Origin of the sequence: Desulfomonile tiedjei DSM 6799, assembly GCF_000266945.1 — a bacterium.
GTDB lineage: Bacteria > Desulfobacterota > Desulfomonilia > Desulfomonilales > Desulfomonilaceae > Desulfomonile > Desulfomonile tiedjei.
Window position 1 is genome coordinate 2,568,412 of sequence record NC_018025.1, and the last position, 17,025, is coordinate 2,585,436.

General features: G+C 51.1%; 9 protein-coding genes. 3 read left to right on the plus strand and 6 right to left on the minus strand.

The features are described from left to right. Positions 1 to 792 precede the first annotated feature (792 nt). Both DESTI_RS10720 and DESTI_RS10725 read left to right on the plus strand, forming a co-directional pair. Positions 793 to 2,922 carry a 3-hydroxyacyl-CoA dehydrogenase NAD-binding domain-containing protein gene (locus tag DESTI_RS10720; RefSeq protein ID WP_014809978.1) on the plus strand — a complete coding sequence of 710 codons (2,130 nt, stop codon included), beginning with the start codon at positions 793 to 795 and terminating at the stop codon, positions 2,920 to 2,922. Positions 2,923 to 2,987: 65 nt separating this feature from the next. Beyond that, complete coding sequence (locus DESTI_RS10725; protein WP_014809979.1) at positions 2,988 to 4,196, plus strand: acetyl-CoA C-acetyltransferase; 1,209 nt, start codon at positions 2,988 to 2,990, stop codon at positions 4,194 to 4,196. Positions 4,197 to 4,817: 621 nt separating this feature from the next. On the opposite strand, the gene DESTI_RS10730 is transcribed toward DESTI_RS10725, so the two are convergent. The 4 genes from DESTI_RS10730 to DESTI_RS10745 form a co-directional block, all read right to left on the minus strand. After that, positions 4,818 to 5,741 (minus strand): glycyl-radical enzyme activating protein, encoded by a 924-nt coding sequence (locus DESTI_RS10730; RefSeq protein ID WP_014809981.1) that lies wholly within the window; start codon positions 5,739 to 5,741, stop codon positions 4,818 to 4,820. A 109-nt stretch (positions 5,742 to 5,850) separates the two neighbouring features. Beyond that, complete coding sequence (locus DESTI_RS10735; RefSeq protein ID WP_014809982.1) at positions 5,851 to 8,352, minus strand: glycyl radical protein; 2,502 nt, start codon at positions 8,350 to 8,352, stop codon at positions 5,851 to 5,853. A 41-nt stretch (positions 8,353 to 8,393) separates the two neighbouring features. Further along, on the minus strand, positions 8,394 to 10,226 hold the full coding sequence (locus tag DESTI_RS10740; protein WP_014809983.1) for an acyl-CoA dehydrogenase family protein: 1,833 nt from the start codon (positions 10,224 to 10,226) through the stop codon (positions 8,394 to 8,396). Between the two features lie 298 nt (positions 10,227 to 10,524). Then, the gene (locus DESTI_RS10745) at positions 10,525 to 12,252 is read right to left on the minus strand and encodes an AMP-binding protein (RefSeq protein WP_014809984.1); all 1,728 of its coding nucleotides are present in this window, start codon (positions 12,250 to 12,252) and stop codon (positions 10,525 to 10,527) included. 816 nt (positions 12,253 to 13,068) lie between these two features. Between DESTI_RS10745 and DESTI_RS10755 the strand changes: the two genes are divergently transcribed. Then, complete coding sequence (locus tag DESTI_RS10755) at positions 13,069 to 15,039, plus strand: sigma-54-dependent Fis family transcriptional regulator (protein WP_014809986.1); 1,971 nt, start codon at positions 13,069 to 13,071, stop codon at positions 15,037 to 15,039. 66 nt (positions 15,040 to 15,105) lie between these two features. Here the strand turns inward: DESTI_RS10755 and DESTI_RS28730 are convergent, their stop codons facing one another. Together DESTI_RS28730 and DESTI_RS10765 are read right to left on the minus strand one after the other, a co-directional pair. Beyond that, on the minus strand, positions 15,106 to 15,624 hold the full coding sequence (locus DESTI_RS28730) for a cysteine--tRNA ligase (RefSeq protein ID WP_014809987.1): 519 nt from the start codon (positions 15,622 to 15,624) through the stop codon (positions 15,106 to 15,108). Beyond that, positions 15,621 to 16,781 carry an AAA family ATPase gene (locus tag DESTI_RS10765; protein ID WP_083846707.1) on the minus strand — a complete coding sequence of 387 codons (1,161 nt, stop codon included), beginning with the start codon at positions 16,779 to 16,781 and terminating at the stop codon, positions 15,621 to 15,623. The genes DESTI_RS28730 and DESTI_RS10765 overlap by 4 nt, the downstream gene beginning before the upstream one ends. Positions 16,782 to 17,025 lie beyond the last annotated feature (244 nt).

Genomic DNA, 17,025 nt, shown 5'->3' on the forward strand with positions numbered 1-17,025 from the left:
CGATTTTCACTCGTCGTAGTCGAATTGGACCACGTTCACACGGAGAATACACCTAGGAGGATTCCCAGGTTTTTCAGGTATTTTTTCCAGGTTTAATGGATTGGTTTTGTTTGAAGGAATGGAAACCAGGATTTGAGTGGGCTTTATCGCGCAGCGTTAGGCAAAACAAGTGTTGTTCGAAAAGGACGGCTGTCTTGGAGTGATCCAGTAACAAAAAGCCACGTTACGCGTGACTTATGTCAACTATTTCAGGACGTGACTCCACGCAGAGCAGTCAATGACCGAATCAAAATATGATTCTACATATCATAATACACTTATACAAAGGTGTCGGCTGCTCAATCCGTCCCGCAAATGCGCCGTTCATAGGTGACGCCTCATTTGGCAAATTCATCGAGACCCAACTAGCAGTTTTTTCGGGAAGATCGGTTGTGAGTATCAGACTCTGGTGTCCGCAGGCTGGGCTAATTTCCTCATTGTCCGCCATAACACTTTGTCACGGTGTGATGTTACACGTTGTAACCATCTGCCGCCATTCTTGAATTTCAGAATTCCGTGTAGAAGACGTACAACTGCTGCGGCAAAGCCTCATTGCAGTAACGAAGTTCACTAAGGATGCAATCCGGCCTTGGCATAGTTCGTGCTTTCCAAACACCGATCCGGGTTCTCGAAAGAAAGGCCGGAAAAATGGTGGAAGAAAGCCCGTCACAACGCCGGCCCGTCGCTTGTGCATACGTTGTTTGCTCGAGCAGCTTTGAACGCCAATGGGAGCTTCCCAACAGAGGAACGAATATGAAGACTGATTTCATGACCATACATGTGAAAGTACAGGATAACGTGGCGGTCCTCTTCATGAACAACCCTCCGGTAAACCAGCTATCTCAGTCCTTTGTAGATGATCTGGCTGAAGCTGTTTCCAGCGGATTCGACGACCCGACCGTCAAAGGTATTGTGCTGACGGGTACAGGGAAGAACTTCATCGCAGGCGCGGATCTTACAGAAATATACGTGCTGAAGGAAAAGGAGTCTCTGCTGCCTAGAGTAGAGGCTATGTCGGCATTCTTTCACCAGATCGAACTGGGGCCCAAGCCTGTCATTGCAGCGATCAACGGCAATGCGCTTGGTGGAGGATTAGAGCTTGCTATGGCCTGCCACTATCGTGTGGCGCTGCACGGAGTGCAATTGGGTCAACCCGAGGTCAAAGTGGGGCTCATCCCTGGTGCCGGCGGCACTCAACGATTGCCCAGGTTCGTCGGTTTGCACGATGCCTTGGAGATGATGACGGTGGGCGATCCTATCGATAGTCGAACAGCGCTCTCCAGAGGCCTTATTGACGAAGTGACTGAACCGGAACATTTCCTGCGTGTGGCCTTGTCAGCAGCAACCAACCTTGCAGAAGGAACAATATCGCTGGAAAGCAGCCGGACCCGCAATCGGAACAATCGCCTTCCCAGTTCTGCCGAGTTGAAAGCTGTTACCAGCGCAGCAAGAGTTCAGGCCGAGAAGAAAGCCAAAGGCTACCTCGCTCCTTTCAAAGTGATCGAAGCCTTGGAAAACGGTCTGTCACCGGACATTGAAGCAGATATTCGGCGAGAAGGGGAGCTCTTTGCTGAATGCGCACTATCAGACGTGGCTAAAAACCTTATCGGCATATTCCTCAACACCAGAGCCGCGGGCCGGCTAACCCGAATTTCACGCGTGAAACCGGCCGACACCAAACAAGTGGCGGTGCTGGGTGGCGGAGTCATGGGTTCGGGAATCGTCAACCTTTTGCTTCGCAGGGGCTTTGATGCTGTTCTCTGGGACATCACCGAGGAAGCAGTGGATCGGGGTGTCGCGTCCGTACGGAAGACCTTCGAGCACGCCATAAAACGGAAAAAGATGCTGCCAACGGAACTGGAAACGCTCCTCGACAAACGATTGAGGGTGACCACGTCACTTGAGGACATGCAAGAAGCGGATTTGATTATCGAGGCGGTGATCGAGAACATGGACATCAAGCAGAGCATCTGGAAGCAGCTCGAGGAGATCTGTAAGACGGAAGCCGTGTTTGCTACCAACACCTCTGCGTTGCCGATCGCCGAAATCGCCTCAATACTGAAGGACCAGGGAAGAGCGATCGGTCTGCATTTCTTCAATCCTGCCCATCAGATGCAACTTCTAGAAATCATCTGTACGCAAAAGACTTCCGACCTGACGTTGGCTACTTCGGTAGCGTTTGCACGAGCGATCGGGAAGATACCCGTGATAGTCAATGATTCCCCTGGATTTTACGTTTCCAGACAGCTTGGAGGTTTATTGGGAGGAGCTGTCTATCTTATGGCAGACGGCGTGGACTGGAGCCGGATAGAAAATGCCATGAAAGATTTCGGCATGCCCATGGGGCCTGCTGAACTGGCCGACCTCACGGGTATTGACATCAACTATCACGTGTACAAGACCTTCGAGCAACGACTGGGTCCCAGGTACAAGATGCACCCGCTCATGGAGAGTATCTATCAAACGGGATGCTATGGGAGGAAAACCGGGATGGGCTACATGGACTACGGCGGTGATGAGCTGGTTCCCAACAAAAAGGTTCTGGACGTAATACAAAACTACTTGAGCGACAACCATGTGTCTCCCAAAAACGTATCCGATCAGGAGATCATAGATACCATGCTTGCCCTGGCAATAAACGAGGGCGCACTCATAATCGAGGAAGGTGTATGCGACGAGCCTCAGCATATGGATTTGGCGATGATCTACGGTACCGGTTTTCCTCCGTTTCGAGGGGGTATATTCCGCTATGCCGACAAATGGGGCATTGCAAATGTGTACGAGACACTGATCAAGCTTGAAAGACAATTCGGGCCCCGTTTTGAGCCCTCAAATCTTCTCAAGAAGATGGTGGAGGCAGGCCGGACTTTTTATCCCGCGTGAAAGACATCTCACCATTTAATGATCCGCGATGACAAGAAGAAACCACGTGTGCGAGGAGACCATAGATGAGAGACGCAGTGATTGCAGGATACCTCAGGACCGCTCAATCCCGATCCCGACCCAACGATCCCGCCAGAGACGTTTTTTTTAAAACCAGAGCCGACGAGCTGTTAGCCAGGCTGCTTCCGGAACTGATGCGAAGAACGGGCATCCAGCCTGAGGAGATCGACGACTTCATAGTCGGTTGTGCGACAGCGGTTGGGGAACAATGGGCCTACGGAGGTCGGCTTCCGATCTTCTTGGCCAATTTCCCCAAAACACTTGCCGCGAAATTCGTGGACCAGCAGTGTGGCTCTTCCATGGCCGCCATTCACATGGGTTTCCTCGAGATCGCAACAAACAACGCCGACATTGTTATGGTGGGTGGGATGGAACACATGACAAGGGTTCCAATGGGGCAAATGACTATCGGACGAGGGTTGATTTCCCCAAACCTGGCTCTGTTGTCCGCGCCCGAGTATTCGCATTGGGACATGACAACCACGCTCAACATGGGGTTGACCGCTCAGAAGTTGTTTGTCGGCACCGGTCTGACCCGAGAGGACATGGACAAGTGGGCTGTGAGATCTCATCAACTGGCAGCAGAGGCTCAGGCTGAAGGTTTCTTTGAAGGGGAGATTTTTCCCATTGAGGCGGAACAGGCTGACGGTTCGGTCATCACCGTTAAGACGGACCAGGCGGTGCGAGGAGACACGACACTTGAAGGCCTGGCAAGTTTACCGCCAGCATTCAAGAAGGATCATCAGATCACTGCAGGAAATTCGTCTCCGCTCAACGCCGCAGCCTCATCCATGATTTTGATGGCGAAAGAGACGGCAGAAGCAAAAGGAATCAGGCCATTAGCCACGATCAGGTCCATCGGCTTCGCGGGAGTCGATCCCACTGTCATGGGCGTGGGGCCTGTGCCTGCAAGCAAGAAAGCCCTTCAACGCGCGGGCCTCCGATCCGACGAGATTGACTACTGGGAAATCAACGAGGCCTTTTCTATTGTGGCTCTCAACTGCATCAAAGAACTGGGACTCGATCCGGACAGGGTCAATGTCATGGGGGGAGGAATCGCTATGGGGCATGCTCTCGGAGCAACAGGAATTCGGCTTGTAGGAACTCTCGCCCGCATATTACAGCAAAAAGGTGGACGATTCGGATGTGCGAACGCCTGTGTGGGCGGTGGCCAGGGTGTCGCTACGATCATCGAACGAACATCGGACGATTGACGGAAGTGTGCGCAGTGCTTTCGTCCTTCGCGACGCCAACAGACCATGGCCTGGAGAGCGAGAGTCGCATCGCTCGCCCTAAACCCATGCTTGCGGGAGGGCAGAGGAGCCCGTTCCCATGAGTCATAGTATTTGGCAAGAGTTTTGTCCGATTCAAATCCCCCCAACCCCCCATAGGCGTTAAAATAAGAATGGAGCCATATCAAAATCAATGGGTTAGAAAAATCCCCCCTCGCCCCCCTTTACCAAAGGGGGGGAGCAGAAGTTGGCTTTCCGCCCCCTTTTCTAAAGGGGGTTAGGGGGATTTTGGTGAATCAAGCACGTTATTTTAACGCCTATGCCCCAACCCCCCTTTTTTAAAGGGGGGCAAAGAAGTAACTTGCAATTCCCCCCTTAGTAAAGGGGGGTAGGGGGGATTTTATAAAGTCGGAAGGACGTGATCGCAGAATTAAGATTTTCTCTACCCCGTGTAACTGAATGGTTACGGTAATGAGCATAATTTACCAGATTATTCCCCTGTCTCATGCTGGAGTTCGAGACAAAGTGGTGGATCCGCTTGCTGTTGCCCTCTCCGATCAACCGGCAGGATTTGTGGAGCATTCTTGCCTCGTCTCGTTTCACTCAAAGACCCCGTCCCGCCACCCGGACCTGGATTCCACAGCCCTCGGTCGCGCTGCGTAGCAGCTCCATGCGCTCATCACTTGGAGGTTCAACTTCGGTCAGTTGGTAATTCTTTCCAAGCCGCTCATAGTTCCCCAATCCCAGTTTGTGGTATGGCAGCAGCTCTATTCTTAGGAGGTTCTTCCCGAGTTGCGCCGCGAATTTTGCAGTCGCCCTTACGTTTTCTTCCGAGTCATTCAACCCGGGCACAACAGGAATTCTTACGATCAGGGGTCTTTTCTGCGCAACCTTGCGGGCGTTTTCCCGGATCGACCGATTGGAAACACCGGTAAGCCGACGGTGGACTCGGTCGTCCATGTGTTTGATATCCATGAACACCGTATCGGTGTGCTCCAATATGTTGTCCAGGCTCTCCCAAGGGCAATAGCCACACGTCTCCATAGCTGTGTGTATGTTGCTGTCCTTGCATCGCCGCATGAACTCCGAGACGAACCTCGGCTGGAAGGTGGGTTCGCCCCCGCCTACTGTGATCCCGCCCTTTGACCTGCGGAAGAAGGCGCTGTCTCTTGTTACCTCCCGGAACAGATCTTCAGTGCTCAGCCATCTCCCCATCAATTGCAGTGCATTTCCGGGACAGACGGTGAGGCACTTGTCGCAGCGGTCGCATAGCGTGAAATCTGCTCGTACACCGCTGTCAGGGGAAAAGGTGAGTGCTTGTGTCGGACAGGAGGCAGCGCAGGCCCCGCACTTCCGGCAGGCTGAGTAATCATAGGTGATTTGGGCGTGTGGTTCTTGGGTTTGAGGCGAAGAACACCAGAGGCATCTCAGGGGGCAGCCCTTCATAAACACGAGGGTTCGGATCCCGGGACCGTCATGCAAGGCAAATCGCTCTATTCCGAAGATCAGTCCTCGCAGTGGTTCCATGACAGGCTCCTTTCTCGTGCAGATCCTGCATCCTCTGGCGCATGGGCATGGCATTTTGCTCGAACCATGCCCATTGTTGAATCGTTAAAAAGAGTGCCTGTCCTTAGCTTTACAAAGCATGTTCCGTACGCGCGATGATGCTGTCCTGCAACCCCTTGGACAAATTGACAAAGTAAGCGACATAGCCGGCGACCCGCACCATGAGATCCTGGTATTCCTCCGGTTTCTCCTGCGCTGCCCTGAGTGTTGCAGAAGAAACAAGATTGAACTGGATATGGTGAATTTTCAGATCGACAAAGGTCCTCAGTAGCGCGGCAAGCCGGTAAACTCCCTCGTCGGCTGCAACCACATCGGGGCTCAGCCTCAAATTCAGAGTTTCACCCAAGAAAATCGATGCATTATCTATCTTGCCAGCGGAATTCAAGACAGCGGTCGGACCATTGACATCGCTGCCCCGGGTGGGCGAGATCCCGTCAGACAGGGGCTCTCCCGCTTTTCGCCCTGAAGGCAAAGCTCCCATCAGTCTCCCCATCCCAACATATCCGGACAGCGGATTTTGATAGGGTAATACGTGTCCTCCTCTGGTGTTCTTGTGCCTGATCACTTCCCTGCTAAAAACGTCCATTACCCATGCCACCAGTCGGTCGACATAGTCATCGTCGTTGCCGAATTTTGGCGCTTTGAGCAGAAGCTGCCGAATCTCCTCTCTATCCTCGAAGTCGGTTTCCAGGGCCTCTATCAGTTGCTCCATGGTGATCCGCTTCTCCTCGAACACCAGCTTCTTGATGGCTGCGAGGGAATCCCCCACATCTGTTGCCCCCAGGGTCGCCACGCACGGTCCGAAGTTGAACCTGGCTCCACCATCCTCACGGGACACGCCTTTTTCGATGCAATCCTCAATCAGCGCAGACTGGTAAACGGTAGGGTACACCTCAGCCATGGCCAGCTCAAAGGCCCGAATAGCAGCACCGCAGTGCCCGACCATGTAGGCCAACTGTCTCTCGAAGGCCTTTAGAAGGTCTTCAAAGTTTTGGAACTCTGTCGCTTCTCCGGTTTCGAGTCCCATCAACTTCTTGTGAAAACGGCTCATCCCATTAAATAGGACCAATTCCAATACTATGGGCATCTGAAATATGGCACCCACATTATGATCCGATTCGTAGTTGGCCACATGGGGCTCGTTGCACCCGATGGCCCCACTTGTTCGAGCAAGCTCGAGGGGGACTGGCGGACCTCCCAGGGTTCCCCGGGACAGCAGGTTTTCAACAAAAACGTCATTGTTCAGGAACATCGGGTGCCCGGTTCCCAACGAGCAAAGTCGGCACGCTTTAATCAAGAAGTCGTCCGGAGTCTTGCTGTGAATCAAAACGCCGATATTGGGTTCAATCATGCGGGTATGCATCATTCCTTCAAGAAACATGAAGGACAACTCGTTGGTTGCGTCGCTACCGTCTGCTTTGAAGCCACCTACGTCAATATGGAAGGCGGCTCCGGAGTGTGAGACAAAAGGCGCTACGCCCTGGGCAAACCTCATGAGCCAGCAATCGATCAATTCTTGAGCTTCGTCCTTCGTCAATCTTCCTTCACGTATATCGGATTCGTAATAGGGACGGAGGTACTGGTCAACCCTGCCCGGGGATACTGAAAGGATGAGAGGTGTCTCCCACCAGTTCATGATCTGGGTAAACCATACGGATTGTAGCGCCTCCCGAAAGGTGCGGGCTGGATGAGCAGGCACACGGTCACACGTATCGGCAATCGTAAGGAGGTCTTTCTTTCTTGCCGAGTCGCTCTCTTCAGCGGCCATGTCCCGTGCTCGCGCGGCAAAGCGTGTGCCGATTCTCGCAGCCGCTTCCATGGCGATGATTACACCTTTCAAGAAGGCGGTTTTCTTCATGTCTTCGGGCTCGGCTACGTTCAGTCGTGCAATCCTCTCCTCAGCGTCTCTCTTTATGCCAGAGAATCCCTTCTTCAAAACCTTCTCATAGCCGAAGCAAGAATGACCGATATGATGGCGGCTCATCAGATCCGTGATAATCCCCATGCCGAGAGTTTTTACCCGACCGGGTACGTCCACGCGGGGTTGAGCCGGGGGGTTGGAGTTGGTCAGAATACCGATCTTTTCCTCTCGGGGATCCGGGTCACCATACAGCGCCTTTCGGGTTTCCGGGGGCAGCAGTTGATAGGCCCGGGCGAACCAGTGGCGTTTCCAGTTGCCGTCTCCCTTCCAGTAGGGGATGATTTCCTCTTGCAGAATCCTTCTGTCTTCGTCATTGATAAATCGGTAGTGATCGAGTTCAATTTCCATTCGCGAGCCCCTCTGCTCCGCGCTAATCTGCACGGACACGGGGTCACCGGCTACCCAACCGACAAAGGGTTCGTCAGGAAATATGTCCACCGGCGCCGCTTCAACAACCGCAGCAAAGGCCTTGGCCCGTCTCAGGGCCATGGGCTCTCCTTCAGTCTGTTTCATGACTCGGGCAATCGCCAGGTCGGAAAATATATTGTAATTCGGCTCAGATCCCTTGGCTGCGTTGATATAATATGCACGGAGCCTTTCCACTCTGGGGCTCGGCACGGTCGCATACATATCTTCAGGCGATCGTGACATTCGCAATCCTCCGTTTGATGCACTTCCATATGTGATTGATTTCAAAAATCGAATACGGCATCGGGAGCATCGAGCACTGATGTATCCCCAATTTCAATGAGTTCCGCCACGTGCCATACATTTGGAACAACATTGTTCAGGTAATAGCGAGCAGACAGGACTTTGCCCAAGTAGAAATTATAATCGTGGTTATCCGGGCTCAGTTCCTTCATCCGCGATGATGCGATAAGCGCTTGATCCATGAGGAGGTACCCACAATATAACTGGGCCGTGGTCGTAAGAATGCGGCGTGCGTAAACCGCCATGAGTCCCAGTTTATCCGAACGCGCGTACCCGGCGATCGTCGCCTGAATGCTCCGGTAGGCTGCTAGCGCTTTTTCCAGGATCTCGAATTCCTTTTCCCGTTCGCCCCCTTTGTCTTTGTTGGCAGCGATAAATTCTTCCACTTCTTTTAGAATACCTTCGAATATGACGCCTTTCCCCTGCGTCCATTTGCGCCCGATCAGGTCCATGGATTGGATAAAGTTTGTCCCTTCCCATATAGACCAGATTTTGCAGTCCCGTGCAGCGTTCGCCGCGGGATACTCTTCGCAATACCCGTATCCACCGTAAGATTGCAGAGACTCAGCTACTAAACCCCAGACTTCATCGCTGGGATAGGCCTTGCACAAGGGGGTTAGCATGTCCAGCTTATTTTGTGCCCACTCTCTGCGTTCCTTGTCTGGAGCAAATTCTCTGGCATCCTCGAAAAAGTAGCACCTTGAGAGTAAAGCGCGGCATGCTTCAGTGGTGGCCTTACTGAGCATGTACATGCGTTTGACGTCTTCGTGCTTGTTTATCGATACTCGACCTGCTTTGGGGTTGGTCAGGAGTCGGCCCTGAATCCTGTCTCTTCCGTAATCTTTGGCATTCCAGTAAGCGTTGGCGGCTACGGCCACAGATAGACGCCCTGTGTCTAACCGTGCCTCGTTCATCATATTAAACATTTGCATAATTCCCTGCCCGACCCCCTTTTCATCAGGCGGATTCCCGATAAGCCACGCGCGGCAATTGTCGTTGTCACCCATTATAAGCTGGGTTGTGGCGCTGCCCTTAAGGCCCATTTTGTGTTCTATTCCTATGCACTGCACGTCGTTGTCTTCCAGGGTGCCATCGTCATTGACCCAGTACTTCGGCAAAATAAAGAGAGAGAGGCCTTTAGTGCCGGGCGCAGCGCCCTGAACACGCGCAAGATAAAGATGTATGACGTTCTCCACGTCGTCCCGATCTCCTGCCGTGATGAACACCTTTTGCCCCTTGATCTTGTAGAGCCCAGGGATCTCGGTGGGAAAGGCCTTGGAAAGCAAGTCTCCCACGTCAGATCCGGCAGTGGGTTCCGTCATGCCCATGGCTCCTCCCCAGACCCCAGTCAGTAAGTTGGGTAAGAACTTTTGCTTCAGCTCTTCACTTGCGTAAAGTTGAATAACGCGAGCCACCGGCCCTGCGTTCGCCACATAGGCCATGATGGCCGGGTTGGCCGCAGATAGGATTTCCCACACCAATCCGAGAATGGTGAAGGGAAGGGTTCCTTCTCTCTCAACATCAAAATTGCTGGCTCCCCAGCCCTGGTCCTGCAAAAAGCGATGGGCCGCGGCGAATGAAGGGGGAATGTAGACTTTTCCGGCCTCCCAGCGTGCCCCGATCGATTCCCCATCCTGGGCCGTTGGCGCCACCACTTCTTCAGCGACTTTTCTCACCTGCTCCAAGATGAGATCCACATCCTCCCTGCTGTAATTGCCTCCAAAGTGGTCGTAGCTCAGCACTTCATCGAGAGGCAGCCATTCCTTTAAGATGAACTGGATGTCTCTGGTATTATATGCATATTTGTAGGACATTCTCCGGACTTTCCTTTCTCCAAGATTGCTGCGGACTCCTAAGGGCATGAATCATGCCAATTCAGGAACGACTGGCATTGATTACTGTCATTGGGGTAGGGCGTAGCCACGGTAGTCCTCGCATACCCGTCCTGTGGGCTTGTGAGATGTGGCGAAGCCGCTAATGGTCACAATTTGTAACGTCACAACGTTACAAATTGTAATGTTGTGCAACGTGAAAACGGCAAATCCCTCCTACAGACACCGCGCCGTGTTTCCTCAAAGATAGAGATCCTCTTGTGTCCCGTCATGGCCCCGGTCAACAGTTTCTCTGCAATTGCTTTAAGATGATCTCCTTGAGCTCGTATTTCTTCAATTTGTTGGTGGGGGTTCGCGGCAAGTCACTTACGAACCTTATGTGTTGAGGCTGCATGAACTTGGGCATTTTCCCTTCTATCCATTGTCTGAGCTGACCTTCGTCAAGTTCTTCCCCAGGCTGTACGACGACGAATACCACGATGTCATCTTCCGCCCCTTCTGCTGCGGGGATGGGGAATGCCGCGCAACAGTTCACGGAGGGATGGCCGTTGATGATGTCCTCTATATGATAGGAAGAAATGTTCTCGCCTCTGCGCCTGATACAGCCGCTTTGCCGGTCGAGAAAGTAGAAGAATCCTTCTTCATCCTTGAAGCCGGCGTCTCCCGAATGGAACCACTGGTTGCTGAATACTTCTGCCGTGGCTTGGGGTTTGCCGAAATATTCGTCGAAAATGGTATTGGGCAAATGAGAGCGGAAACATATTTGACCTGCCTGTCCGGGGAGGCACTCTTGATCGTCGTCGTTGAGAACAGTCGCTTGCAGAAAGAATGGAGGCCTTCCCATGAAACCTTTCTTGAGCTCTATTTCTCCCGGAACGATGGCCGCTTCGATTTTCTCGGATAGCTCCCGCATTTCTTTGTGCGAATACCCTTTGTAGAGTTCGGGAGGGGTGCCTTCGCCTTCGCGTAACTCCTCGAAGATGCCGGCAAATCCATTCCCTGCTTCTGTCTGTCCGTATCCCGTGATGACAAAGTCAAATCCGAACCTTCGGGCGATCTCATGATGGTTTATGGGCATCGGCTGCATGTACACCTTGTTCAGGGTATTCCGACGATCGTCCGGAGTCTCCTTGGCTTTCACCAACCAGGGAATCATAACGTCCAGCAAAATAGCTGTAGTCGACCCGGAGACTCTAATCCTGTTCCAGAAGTCGCTTGGGCTGAACTTATCCCATACAGCGACTGTACATCCTACCCATGCCGCCCTGACCACATTCTGGAAGGCTCCCCCGATATGATACAAAGGGAGATCGGAGTAAATGACGTCTTTCTGATTGGTGAAATTTCTCCAGAAGGCGGTGTACAGATTCACGTAACGGTGTGACTGAACAACCCCTTTTGCGGGCCCCGTGGTTCCGGACGTGTAGACGATGTTGGCAGTATCTTGAAAGGTGAGGTCAGTCTTCAAATTCGAGGTTTGTCCTGTCAGGAGCGCATCGAATGACATTTCGCTGAACTTGTCGTGAAGCCCAATTCCGGAGACCTGAGGATTGTAGTCGTGGTGGCTTTCTTTGGGCGCATAGACAGCTACCGGGAAATTCCCAACTTGATGTTGTATGTCGTTGACAAGCGGAACCAGGTTTTTCTCGGTTATGATCATCTTGGGGTTGGTATCGTTGATTTGATAGGCCAGCAAGGGTCCCATGTAACTGGTGTTCACAGGGATGAATACCGCTCCAGCCTTCCAGATCCCGAACATGGCCAACGTCGTTGCAACCGGATTCTTTAGAAAGACCAATACCCTGTCGCCTTTGCCAAGCCCCATGGAGATCAGATTGTGCGCAATACTGTTCGTGAGCTCGTTGAATTCCTTAAATGATATGTGCTCGTCTTCTTCCCCATAGAAGAAAAAGGTCTTTTCCGGAATGAGCTCCGCCCACATCTCCAACCGGTGAGCAGCGAATTCACCGTCGCTTTTTGCCAACGTGTCGATGCGATCCTTGTCCATTTTGTCGTTCCTTTCACTGAAGATAGACCTCGGACGGGCAACAAAAGCAATATGCATACCAACATCAAAACGGCTAGTTCTTCGAGCCAAACCCCTCGTTGCAGTGTTACACTCTGTCACGGTGACATGTCCCCTTTCCACAAGGGCGGGGTCTGCGACCTCTTCTGATACCAATGAGCGTTCAAAGAAGTAACATCTGGCAAATTCGGTCCCGGCATGTCTCCGAAGCGAAGTCAGGCAGTGCCGTTCGTAGCGAAGGAGATTTGCCGGGACCGGCAAATAACAGGTTTCTCAATATTCCCTCTATGAGAGCACATTGGTATGATACCGGTTCAGGAACGAATGAGTAAGATCTCGCCTGCACACCGCTACTGGCTTGTTCATCAGTGCCTTCAACCTCCTGATTCAGTCCGCTCATCCGGGTGAGTTTCCGCGTGCTCAGGGGACTGCAGAACGTCCTGGATGAGGCAGAGCCTGGGTTCGGGCCGACAAGCACCTTGACAGCCCTAAACGGATTTGCCAGGATCACACGCGGCATATAGTGTGCAACATAGGCAGAATTGATCCCAGGTGGTATTTGAACGATCTCATACGCAAATCCGTTGAGGTAGGATTCTCCAATAACCCCCCGCACCCAACCCGCCTCCCGGAAAAGGGAGGATGATAAGCGCCTCTTTCCCAGAACAGCGGAGAGGAGGATTAGGCGCTCTTTAAAGCCTGCCAAGGATTATTTGTGAGGAGCCTTGCGCTCAGGGAGCGGGAAACACAGTAGTTGTCGTGGAGAATATTACCACTGTCCAGGCAAAGGGAGTGAATGTGAAAAATCTTCTGAGACCGGAGACAAGGCGCGCCTTGCCCTGGGAAAAGGTTAAGCAAATCTGGAAAGATCTCCACGAAAGGCCGGATTTGCGTAAGGGCTTGCGCCCGGAAATCTATGATTCCTGGGAACGGAGTTACCATTACAACGTGCAGCGCGGTATGCGGGAAACTACGAATTTGATCCCGGAGCGAGAGTTCGCATTCGCAAAAGAAAATTCTAAATACCTCATGGAAACCGCTGTTCCAGTTATGGAACGCTTGTCGGAATTCGTAAGAGGAACCGGATTCGTGGTTCTCTTAAGTGATGCCAACTGCGTCAGCCTCAAGACCATAGGAGATGAAGCCTCCCTGGAATGGTCCAGGCGGGCTAATGTCGTCGAACGCACCGTATGGAGGGAGGAAAAAGTCGGAACCAATGCAGGCCACCTGTGTATGTTACTGGTTAAGCCCATTTCCATATACTCTTATGAGCATTTCTGTTTGTTTGCCATACTTGGAGCAGCGTCATTCGCTCCAATAGTAGATAAAGGACGTGTTATCGGAAGCATCGGTATGGTTGCCCCTTATGAGAGAGTAAGCCACCATACCCTCGGTATGGTGGTGGCTGCAGCAGACCACATTCAGTCGATCCTGGCGCTCAATCGTGTCTCCAAGTACCATCAGGTGATCACCGATTCTATGTCGGATGGTGTTATGGTGGTCGATTTGGACGGAACTATTACCTATATGAACGAGAAGTGTTCCAAGATCTTGCGCGTGGGCTCAACTGATGTGATAGGAGCCAACATCCACAGCATATTCGGGACCAAACCTGAGAACCAGTTTTTTGTCAACACCGTGACCCAGGGCCGAACATTGATCGATGATCTGTTGGTTCTCTATCATGGGAAGAATCAAATCCGCTGCCACATTACTTGCACACCTCTGCATGGGACCAATCCGACGGACATGGGAACGGTGGTCATCTTCCGGGAAAGTGAGCGGATGAACAGCATCGTAGGCAAATGGATCGGCCGAAGCACCAAGATGACCTTTGACGACATTATCGGCAATAACCCTAAATTTCAACACTGCGTAAATATCGCGAAGACCACCTGCCAATCCGATTCCAGCATATTGCTGTTGGGTGAAAGCGGAACCGGCAAAGATGTCATCGCTCAGGCCATGCACAATGAAAGTCCCCGAAAAAACAATCCCTTCCTGGCCATTAACTGTGCAGCTCTGCCCCGAGAACTTATTGCCAGTGAGCTTTTTGGATACGAGGAGGGTGCTTTCACAGGGGCAAAGAAGGGCGGAAATGTTGGAAAATTCGAATTGGCCAACCAGGGCACACTTTTCCTCGATGAAATAGGGGATGTCCCCCTGGATTTACAAGTGGCCTTATTGAGGGTTCTCGAGGAAAAGAGCGTGATTCGCATGGGAGGCAACAAGCTTGTGCCGGTGAATGTCAGAATAATTGCCGCCACCAATCGAAATCTGGAAGAGGAAATAGCCCGCAATCGATTTCGCAGAGACTTGTACTACAGATTGGGAGTGATCAGGCTGATTATTCCGCCTTTACGCGAAAGGGCTGACGATATCCCGCTCCTGGTACATCACTTCCTGGGGCTCATATGCAAAAGATTCGGCAAGCCTTTGAAAAAGGTCAGCCTCCAGGCAATGGAAGCTTTGATGAACTATGAGTGGCCCGGCAATATCAGGGAACTCCAAAACGTGCTTGAGAGCGCTATTCAATTGGCTCCGGACGATGAAATCGATTACGAATTTTTCAAGCAGAACCTGGGTTTTGAGACCCCGCTTCCTGTTACGGCTGAGAGTAACACTTCGGAAGACTCTTCCTCTGAAGAACTGCGTATATTGAGGGAAACCCTTTTGAGGAACCGCTATAACAAGAGCGCCACCGCAAAGGAGTTGGGCGTATCTCGGCAATGTATTTATCGAAGGTTGCAGAAATATAACTTGCTGTAGAGGGAAGTGACGCGGCCAAGCCGCGGTCAAACTGAAACATGTTTTGCGACGAGAATTCACGACATCTCATCGGACAGTCCAACCGTAATTTCCAGGCACATCCGAACAATTGTGCAGGTTACAGTGGACATTCAAATATCTTAGTCTTTGGTTGATTGCAGTGAGTAGATTAGGCCTGATTCTTTTGAAACTCTTGTGCCCCGTTGGCGGGCGGTCTTCCTCTAGAAGCAGTATCACTTTAATGGGCCGGACGGTCTGAGAGTAAAGGTAACTGCAAAATTCAGAAAGTTCCTGGTTTTCGTGCCTGTAAGCACCATATAATACTGCCACAGTATCTCTGACTTTCTTTGCTATTTCCAATACCAATTCATCGTTTGACATTCGTTGCTTGCTTTGTATGCGGTATCTTCTAAAGTCCTTGGCTTCGATGATGAACAGTCCATGTCCGATGGCCAGTACATCGACAGCTTTCACGTCTACAAGTTGGCCGAACCGATTTCGATAAAAAACGCAGTCGTCGTATTTGATAGTCAACCATGAGTCTGGGAATTCAAACGTAAAAGTATCAACTCTTTGCGTCGTCATTGCATTTCCTCCAGAATGGAGGATTGTTCTCTATCATCCTGGCTCAAGACTTCGTCCAATGCAACTATGGTTTGAAGATCTTCGAGAAGTTCGCCTTCTTCCAGTGCTATACCACCTTCCTCTAAGCGCAAGCTGAAAAAGCGAGCAGGAATTTGTTTCTTGGAACGCTCCACCAATAATGACAATTCCTTCATGACAAACAGACTATGTGTCGCCAGTATTACTTGAACGCCTTTGTTGGCTAATTCGGTAAGCGTTTTTGCTAGACTGGTGATTATTTTCGGATTCAAATTAGCTTCGGGTTCATCCCAAAAAAGGATGCCTTTGTTGGTTAATGAGCCATTCGCTGCAAGATATGCCAATGCAGCGACTTTTCTTAATCCTTCAGCAATCAGAGAAATCTCCATTTTCCCTTGACCACGAAGATGCAAATAAAACCGTCCGGAGTCTACTCTGACGAATCCACCCATTATCTCTGTCAAAGGTTTCACAATGTCAGCTATTTCACTAGCGTACTTGCCTCTCAACAAAGGTACACTCAACAATTTACAAAGATCATAATAGGTTTCATCTATATGTATTTCACGTTGCTCATAAAGACTAGCGAAACCTGGATAAAAGGACATAACCTCTTTAGGAGGAAAAAATATTGGAGCATCGTGCGGAGCATTAGCTGGTGACCTTAGAAGAACTACGTCCTTCTGGCTGTTCGAAGCAAAAGAGAAATTCAAATCTCCAGGCGGCCCAAAATCAGCGAAGATCTCAGTCCGAGAACGACCTATACCCCGGCGGCACAAACGACCTAAAGAATCAGGTCTGAATACTCCTACTAATTTTTCGGCAATACGGCGTTGGAACCAAGATTTACTCGACCCTGCCAGCAAGTGCCCTACTGCTTCATCACTGGTCCTTCTAGACTCATGTAGGACGTATGCGACAACATACGCCAATTTCAAAAGATGACTTTTTCCCGTAGCGTTCTCGCCAATTATCACGTTCAGTCCGGGAGAGAAATCCATCTTCAGTCGGGAAAATGCAGTGAAATTGAAGAGACTCAATGAACTCAGGGACACAGTAGTCCTCCAAGGCGAGTGATCAATTACTGGGACTTCAAACCCGGTAACTTTTGCTTGATTAGAGCACATGAAGTTTTTCATCACAAGCTCTTTCTCTGAACAGGCCGTAGGTGCTTTTCAATTTTAGTTTCTTTTCATTCTATAATTTCCCACTCGCAACCCATATTTCCGAGGGGTCATCCTAAGGGGGCAATCTTAAGTGATCACTTAACGGGACTTACGGGTTAGTCTGCCCTTGACTCATGTTGGAGTCTCCTGATTATTGTGTGAGCATGTGGCAGCCTTTACGCATTGAATATCAAAGCCTTCGGGATATTCAACTACA